The 19,806-nt window shown below is 58.0% G+C and carries 19 protein-coding genes and 1 pseudogene; 8 read left to right on the top strand and 12 right to left on the bottom strand.

The features are described from left to right. The first annotated feature begins 22 nt into the window (after nucleotides 1-22). Nucleotides 23-1,192: an MFS transporter gene (locus HALA3H3_RS05970; RefSeq protein ID WP_022520703.1), complete on the top strand. Its 1,170-nt coding sequence runs from the start codon at nucleotides 23-25 to the stop codon at nucleotides 1,190-1,192. A gap of 30 nt (nucleotides 1,193-1,222) precedes the next feature. Here the strand turns inward: HALA3H3_RS05970 and HALA3H3_RS05965 are convergent, their stop codons facing one another. Continuing rightward, complete coding sequence (locus tag HALA3H3_RS05965; RefSeq protein ID WP_027958251.1) at nucleotides 1,223-2,098, bottom strand: LysR substrate-binding domain-containing protein; 876 nt, start codon at nucleotides 2,096-2,098, stop codon at nucleotides 1,223-1,225. Between the two features lie 173 nt (nucleotides 2,099-2,271). On the opposite strand from HALA3H3_RS05965, the gene HALA3H3_RS05960 reads away from it, so the two are divergent. Genes HALA3H3_RS05960 through HALA3H3_RS05940 form a run of 5 tightly spaced genes read left to right on the top strand, consistent with a single transcriptional unit; the run spans nucleotide 2,272 to nucleotide 5,575 of the window. Continuing rightward, nucleotides 2,272-3,195, top strand: coding sequence for an aminotransferase class IV (locus HALA3H3_RS05960; protein ID WP_022520701.1), 924 nt, complete (start codon nucleotides 2,272-2,274; stop codon nucleotides 3,193-3,195). Beyond that, nucleotides 3,188-4,123: an alpha/beta hydrolase family protein gene (locus tag HALA3H3_RS05955; protein ID WP_022520700.1), complete on the top strand. Its 936-nt coding sequence runs from the start codon at nucleotides 3,188-3,190 to the stop codon at nucleotides 4,121-4,123. The genes HALA3H3_RS05960 and HALA3H3_RS05955 overlap by 8 nt, the downstream gene beginning before the upstream one ends. A gap of 11 nt (nucleotides 4,124-4,134) precedes the next feature. Continuing rightward, on the top strand, nucleotides 4,135-4,719 hold the full coding sequence (locus HALA3H3_RS05950; RefSeq protein WP_022520699.1) for an RBBP9/YdeN family alpha/beta hydrolase: 585 nt from the start codon (nucleotides 4,135-4,137) through the stop codon (nucleotides 4,717-4,719). Next, on the top strand, nucleotides 4,716-4,934 hold the full coding sequence (locus tag HALA3H3_RS05945) for a hypothetical protein (protein ID WP_022520698.1): 219 nt from the start codon (nucleotides 4,716-4,718) through the stop codon (nucleotides 4,932-4,934). The genes HALA3H3_RS05950 and HALA3H3_RS05945 overlap by 4 nt, the downstream gene beginning before the upstream one ends. After that, entirely contained in the window at nucleotides 4,931-5,575 is a 645-nt protein-coding gene (locus tag HALA3H3_RS05940) for a 2'-5' RNA ligase family protein (RefSeq protein WP_022520697.1), read from the top strand. Before HALA3H3_RS05945 ends, HALA3H3_RS05940 begins: the two co-directional genes overlap by 4 nt. Nucleotides 5,576-5,621: 46 nt before the next feature. Here HALA3H3_RS05940 and HALA3H3_RS05935 read toward each other — a convergent pair whose 3' ends face one another. The 11 genes from HALA3H3_RS05935 to dksA form a co-directional block, all read right to left on the bottom strand. Continuing rightward, nucleotides 5,622-6,800, bottom strand: coding sequence for an acetyl-CoA C-acetyltransferase (locus HALA3H3_RS05935; protein ID WP_022520696.1), 1,179 nt, complete (start codon nucleotides 6,798-6,800; stop codon nucleotides 5,622-5,624). Between the two features lie 220 nt (nucleotides 6,801-7,020). Next, a complete protein-coding gene (panD, locus tag HALA3H3_RS05930; protein WP_007111819.1) occupies nucleotides 7,021-7,401 on the bottom strand; it encodes an aspartate 1-decarboxylase in 381 nt (126 codons plus the stop codon). A 29-nt stretch (nucleotides 7,402-7,430) separates the two neighbouring features. Next, nucleotides 7,431-8,303 (bottom strand): pantoate--beta-alanine ligase, encoded by an 873-nt coding sequence (gene panC, locus HALA3H3_RS05925; RefSeq protein ID WP_022520695.1) that lies wholly within the window; start codon nucleotides 8,301-8,303, stop codon nucleotides 7,431-7,433. A gap of 59 nt (nucleotides 8,304-8,362) precedes the next feature. After that, a complete protein-coding gene (gene panB, locus HALA3H3_RS05920; protein WP_022520694.1) occupies nucleotides 8,363-9,154 on the bottom strand; it encodes a 3-methyl-2-oxobutanoate hydroxymethyltransferase in 792 nt (263 codons plus the stop codon). 134 nt (nucleotides 9,155-9,288) lie between these two features. Beyond that, nucleotides 9,289-9,807 carry a 2-amino-4-hydroxy-6-hydroxymethyldihydropteridine diphosphokinase gene (gene folK, locus HALA3H3_RS05915; RefSeq protein WP_022520693.1) on the bottom strand — a complete coding sequence of 173 codons (519 nt, stop codon included), beginning with the start codon at nucleotides 9,805-9,807 and terminating at the stop codon, nucleotides 9,289-9,291. Further along, complete coding sequence (gene pcnB, locus HALA3H3_RS05910; protein ID WP_009287938.1) at nucleotides 9,807-11,189, bottom strand: polynucleotide adenylyltransferase PcnB; 1,383 nt, start codon at nucleotides 11,187-11,189, stop codon at nucleotides 9,807-9,809. Before pcnB ends, folK begins: the two co-directional genes overlap by 1 nt. Nucleotides 11,190-12,103: 914 nt before the next feature. Then, entirely contained in the window at nucleotides 12,104-13,498 is a 1,395-nt protein-coding gene (locus tag HALA3H3_RS05905) for a sigma-54-dependent transcriptional regulator (RefSeq protein WP_022520692.1), read from the bottom strand. Continuing rightward, nucleotides 13,476-16,424: an ATP-binding protein gene (locus HALA3H3_RS05900; protein WP_053857141.1), complete on the bottom strand. Its 2,949-nt coding sequence runs from the start codon at nucleotides 16,422-16,424 to the stop codon at nucleotides 13,476-13,478. Before HALA3H3_RS05900 ends, HALA3H3_RS05905 begins: the two co-directional genes overlap by 23 nt. Before the next feature lies 1 nt (nucleotide 16,425). Further along, nucleotides 16,426-16,602, bottom strand: a complete 177-nt coding sequence (locus HALA3H3_RS27070; protein ID WP_007111811.1) for a hypothetical protein — start codon at nucleotides 16,600-16,602, stop codon at nucleotides 16,426-16,428. A gap of 1 nt (nucleotide 16,603) precedes the next feature. Continuing rightward, a complete protein-coding gene (gluQRS, locus tag HALA3H3_RS05890; protein ID WP_022520690.1) occupies nucleotides 16,604-17,515 on the bottom strand; it encodes a tRNA glutamyl-Q(34) synthetase GluQRS in 912 nt (303 codons plus the stop codon). Between the two features lie 115 nt (nucleotides 17,516-17,630). Next, the gene (gene dksA, locus HALA3H3_RS05885) at nucleotides 17,631-18,068 is read right to left on the bottom strand and encodes an RNA polymerase-binding protein DksA (protein ID WP_007111809.1); all 438 of its coding nucleotides are present in this window, start codon (nucleotides 18,066-18,068) and stop codon (nucleotides 17,631-17,633) included. 215 nt (nucleotides 18,069-18,283) lie between these two features. Here dksA and HALA3H3_RS05880 point away from each other — a divergent pair, with 215 nt between their 5' ends. Continuing rightward, the gene (locus tag HALA3H3_RS05880; protein ID WP_022520689.1) at nucleotides 18,284-19,444 is read left to right on the top strand and encodes an aminotransferase class I/II-fold pyridoxal phosphate-dependent enzyme; all 1,161 of its coding nucleotides are present in this window, start codon (nucleotides 18,284-18,286) and stop codon (nucleotides 19,442-19,444) included. Beyond that, nucleotides 19,444-19,806, top strand: a pseudogene (locus HALA3H3_RS05875) (DNA/RNA nuclease SfsA); the annotation flags it as partial. The gene HALA3H3_RS05880 and the pseudogene HALA3H3_RS05875, both read left to right, overlap by 1 nt.

The raw sequence follows: 19,806 nt of genomic DNA, 5'->3' as shown, positions 1-19,806 counted from the left end.
TTAGACAGTCAGGGAGCAGCAGATGGAGCAGCAACAAGCGCCGCGTTGGTGGGCGGTGGTGGCCGTGATGATCGGCATTTTTTTACTGGTGACCGCTGAGCAACTGCCGATTGGGTTGCTCTCTCAAGTGGCCGATTCAATGGGCGTTACCCCCGGCATGGCAGGCTTAATGGTCACCGTGCCCGGTGTGGTCGCTGCCTTTTCAGCCCCTTTGTTGCCGGTAGCGGTGGGGCGCTTGGACAGGCGCATTATGCTCACGGCATTGATGGCCGTAATGGTGGCCGGGAGTGTGCTCTCGGCATTGGCCAGCAGCTTTATCCTGCTGCTTGCCGCCCGCGTGCTGGTGGGGCTTAGCATTGGTGGCTTTTGGGCGGTGGCGGGCAGTATTGCCCCACGCCTAGTGCCGGAGGCTCAGGTGCCAAAAGCAATGACGATGATTTTTGGTGGCGTCGCGGCGGCCTCGGTGCTGGGTGTGCCACTGGGCACGCTGCTGGGGGATCTCAGCAACTGGCGAGTCGCCTTTGGAGCGCTGGGTGGTTTAAGCCTGTTAACGGCCGCTGCGCTGTGGTTTTGGCTACCGCCGTTACCTCCACGGGAACCGGTGCGGCTCCGAGTGCTCGCGCAGCAGTTTAGCAATCGCGGGGTGCGGGTGGCGGTGTTAACCACGGCTTTTGTGGTGGTTGGCCACTTTGCTGCCTACACCTTTATTAGCCCCATCCTGCAAGAGATCAGCGGTATTTCCCAACGCCATGTGAGCAGCCTGCTGCTGCTTTACGGCGCGGCAGGCATTGTGGGCAATATTGCGGCAGGCATGTTTGCCGGGCGCCACCCTTACCGCGCGGTGTTGGCGATTCCCAGCCTGCTGCTCATTGTGGTGGCTGTTTTCCCTCTGCTGGGTGTTCAGCCGAGCAGCGGCGTCATGTTGCTCATGATGTGGGGCGCGGTGTTTGGCAGCGTATCAGTCAGCATTCAAACCTGGATTATACGCACTGCACCCAATACCGAAGCCGCCACGGCGTTGATGGCGTTTACCTTCAATATGTCCATTGGCCTGGGTGCTATGCTAGGCGGGCGTATCGTCGATGGCACTAGCCTTCCCATTGCCATGTGGGCCGCATCCGGATTATTCCTGTTGGGGGCGCTGTTGGTCTGGCGAACACCGTCACGCATCGTGGGGGAGAAGCGTCGTTAAGTAAGCGATAAATAATGCGCAAGTATCTGGCTATGTTGGCTGCTCGCGCAGCCAACTACGCAAATTATCCAAACGGCGATCCTCGCGCAGTGCATCTGGGTAGACTAACCAGAAACCAACGTCTGCGTTGACTGGATGTTCGAATACCGACGTTAGCCGGCCCAATCGCACGGCGCTATCGGCCAGCTCGCAGACCACTATCGATACACCCACCCCATCGGCGGCGGCCTGCAGGGTTAATCCTCCGGAATCCACCTGCGTGACCACAGCGGGTTTGAAGGGGCCGTCGGGAAGGCTCTCCATCCAGCGTTGCCATGTCAGGCAGTGGCGGGAGACAAACAGATTGGCCTGGCTGACACGGTCAAGGCGATCGCGATGGGAGCCGGTAGCAAAGCCTGGACGGGCATAAAGGTCGATGGTTGCTTCAAAGAGGAGATCGGCCTGTAATTCCGGCCAATTCCCGTTGCCGTACCAGATGCCCACATCGGCCACCCCCGCGGCAAGGTCTACCTCATCCTGCGTAGTGGATATCTCAAGCGAGAATCCACGCCGCTCGAAGGGATACAGGCTTAACCGTGGCGACAGCCAGTTGGTTGCAAAAGTAGGCAACATGTTGAGACGTAGCGGCCCGTCACGGCGTTTTTGGCGAAGTGAGTCAACCCCCTTGGCAATCTGCGTAAAGCCTTGTTGCAGGTAGGGTGTTAGCTTGTGTCCCGCGTCGGTCAGCTCAAGACGCGTTCCTGTTCGGCGCAGAAGCACGACGCCAAACAACTCCTCCAGTATGCGCAGTTGGTGACTGACGGCCGAAGGAGTGACCGAAAGCTCCATGGCCGCTTCCTTGATTGAAAGATGCCGCGCCGTCGCCTCAAAAGCGCGTAGAGCATTTAATGGCACAGGAATCCGCATAATCGCTACCCCCACCCTCGAAGGTTGATAAACAGATCATACAAGAAGCCGCGCTGACCACGCTGTAAAAATCGCTGAGCAAAACTCAGCCCAGTTTGAGATTTACTCACTCGTTTTTAAAACATACAGGGGACAGACTGACGATATCGATAATCTGCTACTGGGTGGGTGCCATGCTAAACGCTCTTGATGACCGAGATGGGTTGATCTGGCTCGATGGTGAGCTGCTTCCTTGGCGTGAGGCGCGCCTGCATGTGCTTAGCCATGCGTTACACATGGGGGGAGCGGTATTCGAAGGCATGCGTGCCTACGGGCGGCGTGTTTTTCTGGGTGACGCGCATTTGGAGCGTTTAGAGCGTTCCGCCGCACTACTGGACTATCGGCTGCCCTGGTCGCACCGCGAGCTCAGCCAAGCGATTGACGCGGTGCTATGGGCCAATCAGCTAACCGATGCGTATATCCGCCCTATCGCCTGGCGTGGCGCGGATAGTGTGTCTATCGCGGCGCCTCAAGCACGTGTCCATGTGGCGATTGCCGCTTGGGATTGGCCTACGGCGGCGTCCCAGGGGCGGGCAGAGGTAGGTATTCGGCTGCAACTGGCCAACTGGCGACGCCCGCCCCCTAATACGGCGCCTACTGCCTCTAAGTGTTCTGGACTGTATATGATCGGCACGCTAGCCCGCCATGCGGCCATAGCAGTAGGTTGTGATGATGCGTTACTGCTCGATAACGACGGCTTAGTCGCTGAAACGACAGCCACTAATCTGCTTTTGGTCAGTGATGGCGTACTGGTAACCCCACTGCCGACCTGTTTTCTTGATGGCATCACCAAGCGCCATGTGTTGGGTTTGGCACGTCAGAGAGGCCTGCCGGTAGAGGAGCGAGCGGTTACACTCGAGGAACTGCGTGCTGCAACCGAAGTGTTGACTGCCGGCACCTCGGTCGAGCTTCAGCCGGTTGTGGCATTGGTGGAAGATAAGGCGAAGACCGAATGGCCCGTGGGCCCTGTCACCCAGCAACTGATTGCGGACTTTCATGCTACGGTTACTGGGGCTAAGAACGGTATAGCTGCAAGGCGACAGAACATTGATGCCTGAGCCCGTCTATATCAGCGCGGCGGATAGTTATGCGCTGCGCGGGTGGGTATGGCGCCGATCTTGTGTTTCGTCGTCTCACCCTGGCCCCGTGGTGATCATTAACACCGCCACCTCGGTGCGCTGCCGCTATTACATGCCCTTTGCTGATTATTTGTATCAGCAAGGGTGGGACGTAGTGACCTACGACTACCGGGGAATCGGCGATTCGCGCCACCATTCGCTGCGCAAACTCAAGGCCGACTGGATCGACTGGGGGCAGCATGATTTTGAAGGCGTTCTACGCTACGTCGCCAGACGTTTTCCTGGTCAGCCTGTCGATGTGGTGGGTCACTCTGCGGGCGGTTTCGTGATTGGCTTTGCCCAGTCCGCCCATCGCGTGCGTCGCATCTTCACCATGGGCGCACAGTATGCCTACTGGCGGGACTACGCACCCGAGGCTCGGCGATCTATGTTCTTGCGTTGGCATCTAGCGATGCCACTGTTGGCACTTTTGATCGGCTACGTACCCGCCAAGCGTCTGGGGTGGATGGAAGATACACCCAAAGGCGTAGCACTGGATTGGGCGCGAATGGGGCCGCGCTTTGAGCACAACGTGCGGCGTAAACGTGAAACACCTGAGGGCGAGCCCGAAGCTGAGATGCTGGTGCGGGGCTTCGCGCGTGTGCAGGCACCGATTTTGGCGCTGGGCATCGATGATGACCCTTTCGGCACTCGTCCCGCGCTTGATCGCCTTCTAGAGTATTACAGTAGTAGCGAACGCTATCACCTGCGGCTAGCGCCAACTGTGGTGGGCCAGCCAAGCATCGGTCATTTCGCTTTTTTCCATAAGCGCTTTCGCGACGTGCTCTGGCCACTTGCCATGGAGTGGCTGCGCACCGGTAATCCGCCCACGACTTATTCCTGGCGAGCTGCGCTATCGACCGCGTAAGGAGACCTGCAATGACAACTAACAAGCCAGCGACCCAGCTGCTATTTCTGCCCGGTCTCGGCAATTCTGATGCCGACCACTGGCAGTCACTATGGGCGCTAAAGCGGCCTAATAGCCTCCGTTTTCAGCCTGGCTCCTGGGATGAGCCGAATCTCACCGATTGGCTGCAGGCATTGGATACCGCCATTGATGAAGCTGAGGCACCGGTGTTGCTCGTTGCTCACAGTCTTGCGTGCCTGCTGGTGGCGCACTGGGTACAGGAGGTCACTATTAGCGATAAGAAGAGCAGCGATGAGAGAGCTCATCGAGTGGCGCAGGTAAGCGGCGCGTTGCTGGTGGCAGTACCTGACCCTGGCGCAAAGGCTTTCCCACCCGAAGCGGGCGATTTCCGCAACGCTCCTGCTCGGCCTCTGCCATTTCCAGCGCTGGTTGTAGCCAGCAGTGACGACCCCTACGCGACGACGGACTATGCCCGGCAGCAGGCTGCGACATGGCAAGCCGACTTTGTTGACGTGGGCGCCTGCGGGCATATCAACGCCGCAAGTCAGTTGGGGGAGTGGCCTCAGGGGTGGGCGTTGTTGGAGGCATTAGCATGAGTTTTCATACGATGACAGCACGCGATGCACTGACTGCGCTCTGGTCACTGGGTGGTTTGCCGGCGGAGGCTTTGGACAAGATCACGTTGACCGGCCATGATCCCGTTTTCCCATCCTCGTTTGCTATTGGCGCCACCGCGGCGCTTGCTGCCTGCGAGCGGGGTATTCACGCTAACAGCCCTGCGGGCTGGCCTAACTGGACGATGTGCACATGACCCGAGTGGCACCGCAAGCGGCCTTGATCGTTCCTGTTCGCGAAGCCGAACCCGTGGTTGACGAGCTTCGTCAGCGCTATGACGCCACAGCGGCTATAGGCGTGCCCGCGCACATAACACTACTTTATCCCTTTGTATCACCTAACGAGATTGTCGAGAAAGATCTTCGCAAGCTTAAAGCGATTGCTAAACAAGCCACTGCTTTTGAGTTTTGGCTATCGGGTGTGGGCCGATTCACGGACACGGTGTATCTTCAGCCAAGCCCTAGCGCTCCTTTTATCTCGCTGATTAAAGCATTCGTCGATGCCTTCCCAGACTACCCACCCTACGGTGGTCTCCATACGGGCAGCATACCTCACCTCACCGTCGCCAGAGAGAGTGAGCCAGAGGCACTCGAACGAATAGAAGATGAGGTGCGTTTGTTGATGGCGAAACAGAGAGCGATTCAGTGTTACTGCAAAAATTTTGCGTTGATCGTGAATACTGAGGGGAGATGGGTGACTCAACAACGATTTTCTCTTGTCGCGTCAGAGGCCAATGGCCAATGGCGACTAGTGCCATTTAGCTCGGTAATGATGATGTTAGTAGAACAAGATAAAGAGGTTTGTGCATCCCGAACGGAAAAAGCCCTCGTCAATTGACAAGGGCTTATATTAGTTCTTAGCTAAGCGAGCGAAGGGTGGGTTTTTAAGGCCGCTCGATAGCCAAGGCTACGCCCTGACCGCCGCCGATACACAGCGTCGCGAGGCCTTTCTTGGCGTCGCGGGCGATCATTTCGTGGAGCAGCGTGACCAGTACGCGGCAGCCGGAGGCACCGATGGGGTGGCCTAGAGCGATCGCGCCGCCGTTGACGTTCACTTTAGACGTATCCCAGCCGAGCTCTTTGTTGACAGATAGCGCCTGGGCGGCAAACGCTTCGTTGGCTTCGACCAAGTCCAGGTCGTCCAGGCTCCAGCCGGCTTTTTCCAAGCAGCGGCGAGTGGCCGGTGCGGGCCCGATACCCATAATGGCAGGGTCAACGCCTGCGTTGGAGTAAGCCGCTATGCGTGCCAGTGGCTCTAGCCCCAACTGCTTAGCTTTTTCGGCGGAGCAGAGCATAACCACCGCCGCGCCGTCGTTAAGCGCCGAGGCGTTACCGGCGGTAACGGTGCCGTCTTTCTTAAACGCAGGGCGCATGCCGCCAAGCTTCTCCGCGGTCACTTCCCGTGGATTCTCGTCGGTATCAAACACCACCGGGTCGCCTTTGCGCTGGGGAATTTCCACCGGCACGATTTGGCCTTTGAACTTACCTTCTTTGATGGCGGCAGCTGCTTTCTGCTGCGAGGCTGCGGCAAACTCATCCATCGCTTCGCGGGTGATACCGTATTTCTCGGCTAAATTCTCGGCGGTAATGCCCATATGGTAGTTGTTGAACGCATCCCACAGGCCGTCGTGCACCATGGAATCAATTGCCTTCCAATCGCCCATGCGCTGGCCGTTGCGAGAATTGGGCAGTACATGGGGCGAAGCGGACATATTCTCCTGGCCGCCGGCCAGAATCAGCTCGGCATCGCCGCAGCGAATGGCCTGCGTAGCGAGATGCAGTGCCTTAAGGCCTGAGCCACACACTTTGTTGATGGTCATGGCCGGTACCGAGTCCGGTAGGCCGCCTTTAATAGCCGCTTGGCGCGCCGGGTTTTGACCAACGCCCGCGGTGAGCACCTGGCCCAGCAGTACTTCGTCAACCTGATCGGGAGAAACGCCGGTTGAGGCAAGGATATCCTTGATCACCAAAGCGCCTAGGTCGCTCGCTGGAATACCTGCGAGGGAGCCGCCGAAAGCGCCCACAGCGGTGCGGCGTGCCGCAACAATGACTACTTCTTGCATAAGATGACTCCTGGAGTAATTAACAGACAGTCTGATACCAGATGCCCGATAGGCGTGCTCTGTCAGCCGTACTCTTTTATTCGTACTCTGTCAGCCGTCTCTTCAGCATAGGGGAAGGTGGTGCGTTGCGGCAATAAACCTTTATGGGCAAATAAAAACGGGCCAACATGTGGCCCGTCAGAAGAAAGTACTAGAGGCACTAAGATTAGGCCAGTTGTGATCAGGCCAACTGTACCGGAATAATATTGCTGGTGTGGCTGACGTGGTTGCCTTCCTGGAGATACACCAGAGCAGGCTGGTGGTTTTCCAGTTCGGCTTCGGAGTAGTGGGCATAGCTGCAGATAATGATCCGGTGGCCAGGGGCGGCGAGGTGGGCCGCAGCGCCGTTGATCGAAATGAGCTTGGAGCCTTCCTCACCGCGAATGGCGTAAGTGGTAAAGCGTTCGCCATTCTCGACGTTGTAAATCTGGATCTGCTCATTTTCACGAATACCCGCCATATCCAGCAGGTCGCCATCGATGGCGCAGGAGCCTTCGTAGTTGAGTACCGCGTGAGTGACGCGTGCCATGTGCAGCTTGGCTTTGAGCATGATGGTATGCATGTGAGTTCCTATTTTTACCCGTTGTTTGTTTATTCTCTGCCAGTAGTGGCAGCGCTGGCCGGGAGTTGAACAGTGAGGTTATCGATTAATCGCGCCGGGCCCAGCTTGGCGGCGGCCAGCAGTACCGCATGGCGGGTCGCTAGGTTAATGGGGCCTAGCGTGACATCGCGCAGTTCCAAATAGTCCAGCGTAAAGCCCGCATCATACAGCGCGGTGTTGCCCTGGTGTAGTACCTTTTCGATAGGTTCTCCGCGCTCTAGCGCATCGCGAAGCGTACACAGCGTGCGGTAAAGCGCAGGGGCGATTGCACGCTCCTCGCTACTTAAATAGCCATTGCGTGATGACAGTGCCAGGCCATCTTCTGCGCGTACGATGGGCACGCCGATAATTTCGATGGGCATGTGCAGATCGCACACCAGCTTACGAATCACCGCAAGCTGTTGGTAATCCTTCTCCCCAAAGCAGGCGACGTCGGGCTGCACCAAATTAAACAGCATGCTAACCACGGTGGAGACACCGTCAAAATGCCCGGGGCGTGAGCCACCACACAGACCCTCACCCACCACGGGCACATGCACGCGGGTCTGGGCGTCCAAGCCGTTGGGGTAGAGCGAGCTCACCGCCGGGGCGAACAGCACGTTGCAGCCGGCCTCGATAAGCTGCGCTTGATCGGCATCAAAGGTACGCGGGTAACCGTCTAAATCTTCGCCTGGGCCAAACTGCATCGGATTGACAAACAGGCTTGCGACCACGATATCGGCGTGCTGGCGCGCGCAGGCGACCAGCGCTAGGTGCCCGGCATGTAGGTTGCCCATGGTGGGTACCAGGGCAATACGCTGGCCGCGTTGGCGGTAATCTCGCAGCGTGCTGCGTAGCTGATCAATGTCTCGCAAAGTGCGCATAGTCGTTTCGTATTAGTGACAAAAGGTGGTCGATAGACTAGATGTCTTAACCGTCATATTTAAAAGCAGTGCTCTTGGGCTGGGAAAGTGCGTGTTTTGACCGCTTCATGGTAGCGCTGAAACGCAGTTTGAATACTGTCCGCCTCAACCATAAAGTTTTTCACAAAGCGCGGTGTGCGTCCGTGGGTGACGCCCAGCACATCGTGCATCACCAGAATCTGGCCATCGGTATCCGGCCCTGCGCCAATGCCAATCACCGGTACATCCAGCGCTTCGGTGACCGCTTTGCCCAGGCTGGCAGGGACGCACTCAAGCAGAATCACCGAGGCGCCCGCCTCGACAAGCACTTTTGCGTCATTAATGATGCGCTCAGCGTGAGCGGCGTCGCGTCCCTGCACTTTATAGCCACCTAGCTGATGCACGGTTTGTGGGGTTAAGCCCAGGTGGGCACATACCGGTACGCCGCGGCGGGTGAGTTCACGAATGCCATCGGCCATCCACGCTTCGCCTTCCAGTTTGACCAGCTCCGCCCCCGCGCGCATCACGGCACCGGCATCTTCCAGCAGGCGCTCGGTGGTAGCGTTGCTCATAAAAGGTAGATCCACCATCAACAGGCTATGGCCTTTACCACGCGCAGCGCAGCGGGTGTGGTAAACGATGTCTTCAATAGTGACGGGCAGAGTGCTGTTATGGCCCTGTAGCACCATGCCCAGCGAATCACCGACGAGCAGGACATCAATGCCTGCTTGGCTTGCCGCATGGGCAAAGGAGGCGTCGTAAGCGGTTAGGCAACTGAATGTCTCGCCAGCCTGCTTATAGGCCTGCAGCGTGCTTAGGGTGACGGTTTTCATGGCGTGCTCTCATGTTTTACGTGAGGCCGCTGCGACATAGGCAGCCGACCATTATTGATGCTGCATCCCTGCATACGCGAAGTGGCGTAACCGGCAATTGTTACCTGAATGGGGTGTCGGTGTCGAGATTTGTGTCAAATGGTAGCGTTAGCCGCACACTCGGCGTTAGGTAAGCGTTCCAAGCCTTGGTTATCAACTTGCTCAAGCCACGTGGATAGCGGCTGTTGGAGAAGGTCTAGAGAGGGGGCGATCTCTGCGAGGGGGAGCAGTACAAAGGCCCGGGCAGTTATTTGCGGGTGCGGCACGCGTAGGCGTGGCGTATCAATAGTGTCATTAGCGTAGAGCAGCAGGTCAAGATCGAGCGTTCGGGGCCCCCAGCGGCGCTGGCGGCGGCGGCGATGCTGCTGCTCTAACGCCTGAAGCTGGTCGAGTAGCGCCAGCGGCGAGAGCCGTGTCTCCAGCGCGGCCACCGCGTTGATAAAGTCCGGCTGATCCTGCGGCCCCACCGGGCGACTGGCGTAAAGCGATGATGCTGCCACCAATCGGCTTAGCGGTAGTATTGCCAGCTCGTTGAGGGCCTCGCGAACCTGCTCGATAGGCGACTCTAGATTACTACCCAAGCCAATATAGGCGAGCTGGGGAGGAGTACCCACTACTCTGGCGCGCTCGGCTTTCGGCGCCGTTTACGACGACGGTCGCCCTGGCTGGCGGGGTCGCCGCCAACTTTTTGCAGTAAGCGGCGCTGTTCGTGCTCATCGCCGCGCTGAAACGCCGTCCACCATTCGCCTAAACCACTCGGTATCTCGCCCGCCTGTTCGCGCAGCAGCAGCAGGTCATAGCCCGCTCTGAAACGCGAATGTTCGCGGGTTTGAAAGGCCTTTTTACCGCGCCGCTGGGGTAGGCGCTGCTGTAATTCCCAAATTTCCCGCATCGGGATGCCAAAGCGCTTGGGAATCGATGTGAACTCTAACTGACGGGAGACCACCTGCTGAGCGGCTGCTTGAAGCGCCGGAATGGGCGGCATGCCCTCTTGCTCCAGCGCTTCCTGGCGATGCTTGACCGGGGCCCATAAAAACGCTGCCAGCAGGAAGGCCGGGGTGACGGGGCGCTCTTCGGCAATACGTTTATCGGTGTTGGTCAGCGCCTGCTCAATCAGCTCTTCGGCCCAGGCGGCATCGGCCATGGCTTCTTCGGCCTCGGGGAACAGCATGCCGAACAGGCCGTAGTGGCTGAGTAGCCGGAAGGTGACCAAACCGTGGCCCGACATAAACAGCTTGAGGACTTCATCGAATAGCCGTGCTGGTGGAATCTGCAGCAGCAGCGGTGCCTGATCGTACATCGGCGCTTCGGTGGCGGGGTCTAGCGTGAAGTCGAGCTTAGCCGCAAAGCGCACCGCCCGCAGCATCCGTACCGGGTCTTCGCGGTAGCGTGTCGCCGGGTCGCCAATCAGGCGCAGGGTGCGGGTCTTAATATCCTCGGCACCATTGGCAAAATCAGTGATGCTGAAGTCGGCGATATTGTAGTAGAGCGCATTAACGGTAAAGTCGCGGCGCAGCGCGTCTTCTTCGATATTGCCCCATACATTGTCGCGCAGCAGTAACCCTTCATCGGACTGGTGGGCAATGTGGTCGCCATGCTCGTCTTGGGGTTTGCCACGGAAGGTGGTGACCTCAATGACCTCGCGGCCAAAGCGCACATGGACAATCCGAAAACGGCGGCCGATCAGGCGCGAGTTACGAAATAGATCGCGAACCTGCTCTGGAGTGGCGTTGGTGGCGACATCAAAATCTTTGGGCATCTTGCCCAGCAGCGCATCACGAATGCAACCGCCCACCAAATAGGCGTCGAAACCCGCGCCGCTAAGGCGATAAAGCACTTTTAACGCGGCATCGCTAATATGCTGGCGAGAAACAGGGTGCTCTGACCGAGGGATGTTGCGCGGAGTGAGGGCGCTGGTGGTGCTCTCTTGGGGATCAAGCAAGGTTTTCAATTGCTCCCCCGGGCTGTGTAGGAAACGGGTAAATCCTTTAAACATGCGACGATTTCAACTCGCAGGTACGAAAAAATGGTCGTAAAAATAGTCGTTAGAAAACACTTCAAACGAGTACTGAACATAAACCACGAGTGGCTGAGTGTAGCCGACCCTTCATGGCTTGCAAAGTAGCGGCTTGCAAAGCACTTGACGCTGGCGGGGGCTAACACAGGTTTTAAACCCAGGCTCCAAACACGGAAAGGGGAGGCTAAAAGAGCCTCCCCTATCAAGCAATTAATCAGCGTCCGTGCTGCTATTTTTCTTCATGATGGCACATCGCCCTGAATACGCACCGCAGTCGGTAGGCGTAAGGATCACGATGGTTCCGACCGCCTCGTATTCAAAACAATAATCCAACCGCGAACTTTTCTCCCCCCGGGGTATTATTATTGGCGCCGGGGTGTACACACTGACAGCTATTGTTGTTGTTAGGATGCCAAGTCACATTGTACGTCGCGTCCTTTCGGGCCACTTGCTAACTTTTGTTGTTGTTCGCTGCGCCTGTGTTGCCTGCGCAAGCAAGTAATGAGATTCAAGTCTGTTGTTCTTGTTAGTACCGTTATCTCTACCTGGCCCTGTTGTTTTTGTTGTGGCTCAGGTTGTGGCGAGGTCATGTTGTTTTTGTTGGTGACCTGGCGCTATGCCCAGTTTGTTTTTCTTACCCAGTAATACTGCAGGCCCTGTGCCACCTATTTAATAAATTATAAATTTCAGAAGGTTGGAGTTTTTTAAGTCGCTGAGGAACTTTACGGCGCGAGAAGTGTTACCCCTTTCGCGGCCGTTTGTGCGCGGCGTTGTGTGGGAAGGTAACAGTACCTGGGTAGCGAAAGGCAGAATATTTCTTATTTAAATCAGTATATTAGACGATGGTCGTAGGGGTGGTGTGGAGGCGCGAGTGGATAGCAATGCCCAGGTGCTTAACCTGGGCGCCGGGCGGTTTTTTTGCGCGGTATGCCAAGCCGCTGGCGTCGTTCCCAAAGGTTTTTACGGCTAATGCCCAGTTTTTGTGCCAATTCGGTTTCACTCATTTGGTCTTGGTGTTCGAGGACAAAGTGCTGAAAATAATCTTCTAAAGAGAGATCATCTTCATTCTCTTCAGCACTTTTATCACCGCCACCACTGGCAGCAGGTGTGCTGGACGCGCCAGAGGACGGATGGGGGCGTGGGGTGGTCGGCGCTAGACCCAGGTCATCCGGATGGATCAGATGCCCCTCGGCAAGAATCACTCCGCGCTCAAGGGCATTCTCCAGCTCGCGAACGTTACCCGGCCAAGGGTAGTCGCGCAGATCCTGGCGGGCTGCGCGGGACAAACGCAGGCCCGTGCGTTCGTGGCGCTTACACGCCTTGTCGAGCAGAATGTCGGCGATCTCAAGCACGTCATCCTCGCGCTCGCGCAGCGGCGGCAGCTCGATCTGCATCACGTTCAGTCGGTAGTAAAGGTCAAGGCGGAACTCGCCGGTTTTTGACAGTGCTCGCAGGTCACGATGGGTGGCTGCAATCAGGCGGACATTGACGTGGCGGGTTTCCACCGAGCCAATTTTACGGATTTCACCCTCTTGAAGAACGCGCAGCAGACGCGCCTGGGCATCCAGCGGTAGTTCACCAATCTCATCCAAAAATAGCGTACCGCCATCAGCGGCTTCGACTAACCCGGTGCGCGCAGCGCTGGCGCCGGTAAAAGCGCCTTTCTCATGGCCAAACAGCTCTGATTCGATCAGCGTTTCAGGAATCGCCGCGCAGTTGACGCAGATCAATGGTGCCTTGGCGCGCTTGCTCTGCTGGTGAATGGCGCGTGCCACCAGCTCCTTGCCGGTACCTGACTCGCCAAGAATCAATACGGTGACATCGGCCGGGGCGGTTTTACTAATGCGGGTGTAGACCTTCTGCATGGCAACGCAGTTGCCGATCATGGTTTGCCGGCTGCCGCCTGCATCGGTGATATCCGGGGGCGGACTCTGCTGCATCGACTGCTTGTGCAGGATCCGCTCAACGGTCTCCAATAGCTCCGCGTGGTCAAAGGGCTTGGCAACGTAGTCCACGGCCCCCTGTTTGAGCGCTTCCACCGCAGAGCGCATGCTGGCGTAGCTGGTCATGATCAATACCGGCACGGGGGCTGCGGCGGTGATCAGCGAGGTGCCCGGTTCGCCCGGCAGACGCAGGTCGCTGATGATGAGGTCGAACCCTGCGAGCTCAAGCTGGCTGGCCTCCTCAGCGCTGCCTGCTTCGCTGACCGTATAGTCGTGGCGTTCCAGAAGGCGCTTTAGCGCGCTGCGAATAATCGCTTCATCTTCAACAATCAGAATCCTGGGCATGGGTTGGCTGATCATCCTGTTGGTAAAGCGGCAGCCATAACGTAATGGCCGTGCCGCGAGGCTGTCCGGGGGGTGGCGAAGCCACGTCTATTTTACCCTGGTGCTCATTGATAATCTGGTAGGCCAATGAAAGGCCCAGACCGGTGCCCTCGCCGGCGGGTTTGGTGGTGGTAAAGGGCTCGAATAGGTGCTCGCGCACTCGTGGGTCGATGCCCTGACCGTTATCGGTTATTCGCCACCATGCAAGCTGCTCGTGGCGCCCTGCGGTCATGTGAACTTCTCCCCCTTGGCCGCAGGCATCCCGGGCATTGCTCAGCAGGTTGACCATCACTTGCGTTAATCGCTGGGCATCGCCGCGTACCACCACGTCGTCAGGCGTTTCATTGGTTAAGGTAACATCCTCTCCCGAGCGGGCGAGGTGGATCAAGTGCAGTGCATCTTCGCTAATGGATGCAAGTGCCACAGGTGAGGCAGGGAGCGGTACCGATTGGCGTCCCCCATGGGCAAAACCAACCAGTGAGTTAACGATTTTGGTGACCCGCTGGGTTAGCTGCTGGATTTGGTCGGCGGTCTCCAGCAGGGCGGGATCGTTGGTGTCGTAGCGGAGGTTTTGCGCCAGCGACGAGATGCCGGTAATCGGGTTGCCAATTTCGTGGGCGACCCCAGCGGCTAACTGGCCGATGGAGGCAAGGCGTGCTGCATGTACCAACTCATCTTCTAACCACTTCATTTCGGTATGGTCTTCAATCAGAATAACGCTGCCGCCACGGCTGTCACTACCGCTGAGAATCGCTTTGTGCAGGGTCAAAAAATAGTCTTTACCGTGCAGCGTGACCGCCTGTTTGTAGAGCGGTGTTGACGTGGTTTCCAGCACGCCACCGAGTAGGCCGGGCCAGGGGGCAGGTAGGCTGTCGCGGCGTGAACCGATCACGCTTTCACCGCTAATACCCGAGAGTTGAGAGAGCGCCTGATTCCACATTAGTAGTTCATCGTCATCGCCTAGCACGCACAGCCCCACAGGTAGATAGGCCAGGGTTTGGCGGTGGTGGCGGCGCAAGCCGTCGAGTTCCCGGGCTAGCCCCGTTAACCGCGAACGGTAGGCTTCCAGGCGACTTTCAACAAAGTGAATATCGTCGGTTTCAGGGGTGTCGTCGTGGCGGTAGGGTAGATAGCGATCAACAATATCCCGTGCCACCGATGGGCCCATTAGGCCCGAGAGATTGGCCTGAATACGGTCACGCAAGCGACGCAGCGCGTAGGGCCGGCGCTCCTGGGGCGTTAAATTGAGTGCTTGCAATGCCCGCTTCACTTCACGGCTAGCCGCCTCATCGCCGAGGGCATGGGCTAAGTGAGTCGAAAAATCGCTTGCCGTGGCGGCTTCCAGTGGAAAGCGCTTGGAGCGGATAACGGCATCGACGGAGCACGCTTCCGCGGCGGACTGCTCACCTTCAGAAATACGCGTAAACAGCGATATCACAATCAACAGCAGGATATTGACCGCTAACGAGAGCAGCGTGACGTTGTACCAAACCGGCGCACCAGCGTCGGTAAGCGGGGTAAAGGGCAGCGTCGGTACGGGTAGCGAGAACATGAGCGGCAGCCATAGCCCCCATAGCCATACGCCGACGCCTGCGATGAGGCCAATAATCATGCCTTTACGGTTAGCGCCCGGCCAGTAGAGCAGCGCCAGCATGCCAGGCAGGCACTGGGCCATGCCGACAAACGCGGCTAATCCCAAACCGATAAGCCCATGATGGCGACCTACCCACTGGTAAAACACCCAGCCGCTGATAATCACAGCGACCACTAGCCCACGGCGCAGCCACAGCAGCCAGCCGTAGAGATCACTGCGCGCTTCCGGGGGCCTCGCTACCAGTACAATATGATTAAGCACCATGCCGGAAAGCGCTAGCGCAATCATAATCATGGTGCCGCTGGCGGCGGCTAGCCCGCCGATAAACGCCAGTGCTCCCACCCACCAGTGTTCGGTCATTAGGTAGGCGGCATAGGCGGCGATGGGTATGTCGGGATTGACCGACTGCGCGGCCCACCAAATCAACGGCACGGGTAGCGCCATTAACAGCAGGAAAAGCGGCAGCGCCCAGCTCGCTTGTAGCAGGGTATGCCGGGATAGACTTTCTGAAAAACTGATATGAAACAAATGCGGCATCATAAACGCCGCCGCAAAAAACAGCAGCAGGAGAGTTCGCCACTGGGCCGGGTCAAGTTTGGGTGTCTGTTGTTGGAGGAGAGCGCCAGGGCCTTCCAGCCACAGCTGCAGGTCGCCTGGGCCGTCAAACACCATCCATAGCGCCACCACGCCGAGCCCCAGCATGGCCAGCAGTTTAACAATGGATTCAAACGCAATGGCGCTAAGCAGAGTGTCGTGGCGGCCGTGAGACTGGCTGTGGCGGGCACCGAAAATAACCGCAAAGGCGGCAATTACGGCGCAAAAAAGTAGCGCAACGCTACCTCCCGCTTGGCTGGCGGTGATGATATTGATGGCTTCGCCCAGGATTTGGACTTGAATGCCGAGCAGTGGCAGCACCGCCAGTAGACTGACGATGGTGACCAGCGTACCCGCCCAACGAGAGCGAAAGCGAAAGGCAAACAGATCCGCCAATGACGTTAGTTGATAGGTGCGGGTGATGCGCTGGATGGGCACCAGTAGCACAGGGGCGAGCAAGAAGGCGCCCGCTGCGCCCAGGTAGTAGGCGAGGAAGCCAAACCCCGCGTGGGCAGCCATTTCCACGCTGCCGTAAATCGCCCAGGCGCTGGCATAAACACCCAGGGCAAGGGTGTAAACAATCGGGTGGCGGGTAATACGCACCGGCACCCAGCCGCGCTCTACCGCAAAACCGCAGCCAAACAGCAGTGCCAGGTAACCCAGCCCAAGCAGTAGGACGCCGACTATCTCAACGTGCATCTCAACGTTCATCAAGCTTTCTCTTCTGCTCCAGCCAGAGGGTTAACGCAATCAATCCGCCCCAAATCGCAAACGGTCGGTACCAGGCGGCCTCAGGGTCGCTCCAGCCATTCATCAGCAGCGGAGAGAGCAGGTAGCCGCCAAACACCAAAAACAGCATGATGCGATAGACATACATATCAATCTCCTACTGGAGGTGAAGAGGGATTTAAACGGTGTGCCGTTGGGTTTAAACGTGCCAACGACCAGTTCGCTACCGCCCAGTGTAGCTGAGTCGCGGAGGGCTCTGAGGCCAGTTCTTGTGGCGGCGCTTGATCAAGCGCTTCCAGCGCCTGAAAGAGCTGCTGGCGCACTTTCTGCTCGTCTTCTGCCAGGGCCGGGGCCAGGTTTTGCTTGGAGAGCTTTTGCCCTTCAGCGGTCACAATGAGTGGCAGATGCAGGTAACGCGGCTGCGGTAGCTGAAGTGCGCTCTGCAATTGGCGCTGCCAAGGGGTGTTATCGAGCAAATCGAGCCCGCGTACCACATCGGTAATCTGCTGCTCGGCGTCATCCACTACCACGGCGAGCTGATATGCCCATAGGTCATCTTTGCGCTTTAATACCACATCGCCTAGTTCAGCCGGGTCAAACTGCTGCTCGCCGAACAGCCGGTCTTGCCAGCGGATAGGGCGTTCGCCACGGTCGCTGCGCAGCCGCCAGGCCACCGGTTTATTCGCATCGCAAACGCCATCGCGGCACCAGCCGGGGTAGATAACAAACGCCTGCCACTGCTTGCGCGAACAGCTGCAGGGATAGGCCAGGCCGAGTTGGACAAGCTGGTCAAGCGCCTGTTGGTAAGCATCGCCGCGAGTGTGCTGCCACATTACCGCTTCGTCCCACTCCAGCCCGAAGGTTTCCAGCTGGCGAAGGATAGTGCTCGCCGCACCTTCAGGGCAGCGCGGTGGGTCGATATCTTCAATGCGCACCAGCCACTGCCCATCGGCCGCGCGGGCATCTAAATAGCTGCCTAAGGCGGCGACCAAAGAGCCAAAGTGCAGCGGGCCAGAGGGCGTAGGGGCAAAGCGCCCCCGGTAGCGAGCAAAATCAATCATGGTAGCGTCATTGTTGAGAGGGGCTGGTTATTTACAAAAAGCTATTCACAAAAAGCCATTCACAAAAACGGGCACCCTAAGGTGCCCGCGTTCGAGTAGCACGGTCTTTTAGCGCTCAGCCGCCTAGCTGTTTCTCTTTGAGTTCCGCCAGGGTTTTGCAATCCACACAAAGGGTGGCGGTGGGGCGAGCTTCTAAACGACGAATGCCGATTTCAACGCCGCAGGCTTCGCAGAAGCCATAATCATCATCATCGATGTTATCTAGCGTCTCGTTAATTTTCTTGAGCAGCTTACGCTCGCGATCCCGGGTACGCAGTTCCAGGCTAAAGCCCTCTTCCTGGGTAGCACGGTCGGCGGGGTCGGCGTAGTTGTTCGCATCTTCCTGCAGGTGGCGTACGGTACGATCCACCTCTTCCATGAGGTCCTGTTTCCAATCCAGCAGCAGCTGACGGAAGTGCGCTAGCTGCTGCTCGTTCATATACTCTTCACCCGGCGCTGGCTCATACGGAGTGAAGGACTTGGACGCTTCCGGTTTCTTTTCTGCTACTGGCATGGGACTGCCCCTTACATATGTGACTACTGATCGACCATGAGCGATTGTCACGATCTCACGCCAAAGGGATGCTTGTTTAGCTGAAAAATGACTGGGTTGCAAGCATAATGGTGAGCTGTCGACGATTGTTTGGCCTTGAATATGACTAGCGCCATGTTTTAGTTAGTTTTTCAATATTTGTCCAGTTTCAAAAATGATTAGATGAAGGAGCCGTTATGGCCTGGAATTCGCGTGTCGATCACGTTGCCCCTTTTCGGGTCATGCATTTGCTGGAAATGGCCCAGGCGCGGGAAGCCGCCGGCCACGATGTGATTCACCTGGAAGTAGGCGAGCCGGATTTTGCTACCCCCGAGCCAATTATCGCTGCCGGGCAGCAGGCGTTGGCCAGTGGCCATACCCGCTACACCCCAGCAGCTGGGCTGCCCGCGCTGCGTGAGGCGATCGCCGGGCACTATGCAGAGCACTTTAACGCTACGGTTGATCCTGCACGTATCTTGGTAACGCCCGGGGCGTCAGGGGCACTGCTGCTGGCAAGCCAGCTATTAGTCGAAACCGGCTCGCGGGTGCTGATGGCTGACCCTAACTACCCCTGCAATCGTCACTTTATGGCGCTAGCTGGCGCTGAGATTGATGCGGTATCCGTGGGGCGAGATAGCGGCTGGCAGTTGGACGCTGCCCTGGTCGCCCAGCATTGGCGTGAGGACACAAGCCTAGCGATGTTGGCGTCGCCCTCTAACCCTACCGGCCACACGTTGAGCGCGCAACAGCTCTCTGCAGTGCTGGCAGCGGTCGCTGAGCGCGAAGGCGAGGTCATCGTCGATGAGATCTACCAGGGCCTCAACTACGACAATGCACCGCTCTCAGCGACCTCGCTCTCCGCCAACGCCTTTGTGGTCAACAGCTTCTCAAAATATTTTGGTATGACCGGCTGGCGCCTGGGCTGGCTGGTGGCGCCAGAGCATGCAGTGGAGCCATTAACGCGGCTGGCGCAGAACATGTTTCTGGCCGCGCCGACGCCTTCGCAGCATGCCGCCCTGGCGGCGTTTACGCCCGAGTGCCGGGGTATTCTTGAACAGCGCCGTGAAACCCTGAAAGAGCGCCGCCAGGTGCTGCTGGAGGGCCTTGCAGGCTTGGGGCTGGCACCGGATCTCCCGCCCCAGGGGGCGTTTTATTTGTGGTTGGATATCTCCCGCTACAGCCGGGATAGCCAGGCCTTCTGTGAGCGCCTGCTGCAGGAAGAAAACGTGGCGATTACCCCGGGTATTGATTTTGCTGTACGTGGCGGCGAACACCATGTGCGCATTGCGTTCACCAATGATGTGGCCCGGCTGGAAGAGGCGGTGGCGCGGATTACACGCTTTGTGGGCAGGCTGTGATGCTGACTTATCCGGCGCTGGTGCCGGGCACGCTGATCAAGCGTTATAAGCGCTTTCTCGCCGATGTGCGTTTGGATGATGGTCGCGAAGTCGTCGCCCACTGCCCCAATACCGGCTCGATGAAGGCGGTGAACGTGCCAGGGTGCCGAGTGTGGTTGTCACCCAGCGATAACCCCAAGCGCAAGCTTGCCTGGACGTGGGAGTTTATCGAGCTGCCCCAAGCGGATGGGCAGGTGGCGCTCGCCTCGGTGCATACCGGCCGCGCTAACCGCATCGTGGAAGCGGCGCTGGAGGCGGGGGCTTTGGCACCGTTGGCAGGCTACGCCACTCTGCGCCGGGAGGTGAAAGTGGCCGACGCCCGC

The sequence above is a fragment of the Halomonas sp. A3H3 genome (genome assembly GCF_000982975.1).
Taxonomy (GTDB): Bacteria; Pseudomonadota; Gammaproteobacteria; order Pseudomonadales; family Halomonadaceae; genus Vreelandella; species Vreelandella titanicae.
This window is presented reverse-complemented; position numbering and strand designations above follow the sequence as displayed.

Bases quoted from the DNA above. Each gene is read 5' to 3' on its own strand.
- HALA3H3_RS05955 (WP_022520700.1), top strand. From the start codon at position 3,188: ATGCCTGAGCCCGTCTATATCAGCGCGGCGGATAGTTATGCGCTGCGC.
- panB (WP_022520694.1), bottom strand. From the start codon at position 9,154: ATGAAAACCGTCACCCTAAGCACGCTGCAGGCCTATAAGCAGGCTGGC.
- HALA3H3_RS05900 (WP_053857141.1), bottom strand. From the start codon at position 16,424: ATGCACGTTGAGATAGTCGGCGTCCTACTGCTTGGGCTGGGTTACCTG.
- HALA3H3_RS05965 (WP_027958251.1), bottom strand. From the start codon at position 2,098: ATGCGGATTCCTGTGCCATTAAATGCTCTACGCGCTTTTGAGGCGACG.
- HALA3H3_RS05905 (WP_022520692.1), bottom strand. From the start codon at position 13,498: ATGCCCAGGATTCTGATTGTTGAAGATGAAGCGATTATTCGCAGCGCG.
- HALA3H3_RS05880 (WP_022520689.1), top strand. From the start codon at position 18,284: ATGGCCTGGAATTCGCGTGTCGATCACGTTGCCCCTTTTCGGGTCATG.
- panC (WP_022520695.1), bottom strand. From the start codon at position 8,303: ATGCGCACTTTGCGAGACATTGATCAGCTACGCAGCACGCTGCGAGAT.
- HALA3H3_RS05960 (WP_022520701.1), top strand. From the start codon at position 2,272: ATGCTAAACGCTCTTGATGACCGAGATGGGTTGATCTGGCTCGATGGT.
- HALA3H3_RS05935 (WP_022520696.1), bottom strand. From the start codon at position 6,800: ATGCAAGAAGTAGTCATTGTTGCGGCACGCCGCACCGCTGTGGGCGCT.
- HALA3H3_RS05950 (WP_022520699.1), top strand. From the start codon at position 4,135: ATGACAACTAACAAGCCAGCGACCCAGCTGCTATTTCTGCCCGGTCTC.
- HALA3H3_RS27070 (WP_007111811.1), bottom strand. From the start codon at position 16,602: ATGTATGTCTATCGCATCATGCTGTTTTTGGTGTTTGGCGGCTACCTG.
- dksA (WP_007111809.1), bottom strand. From the start codon at position 18,068: ATGCCAGTAGCAGAAAAGAAACCGGAAGCGTCCAAGTCCTTCACTCCG.
- HALA3H3_RS05945 (WP_022520698.1), top strand. From the start codon at position 4,716: ATGAGTTTTCATACGATGACAGCACGCGATGCACTGACTGCGCTCTGG.
- pcnB (WP_009287938.1), bottom strand. From the start codon at position 11,189: ATGTTTAAAGGATTTACCCGTTTCCTACACAGCCCGGGGGAGCAATTG.
- gluQRS (WP_022520690.1), bottom strand. From the start codon at position 17,515: ATGATTGATTTTGCTCGCTACCGGGGGCGCTTTGCCCCTACGCCCTCT.
- panD (WP_007111819.1), bottom strand. From the start codon at position 7,401: ATGCATACCATCATGCTCAAAGCCAAGCTGCACATGGCACGCGTCACT.
- HALA3H3_RS05970 (WP_022520703.1), top strand. From the start codon at position 23: ATGGAGCAGCAACAAGCGCCGCGTTGGTGGGCGGTGGTGGCCGTGATG.
- HALA3H3_RS05940 (WP_022520697.1), top strand. From the start codon at position 4,931: ATGACCCGAGTGGCACCGCAAGCGGCCTTGATCGTTCCTGTTCGCGAA.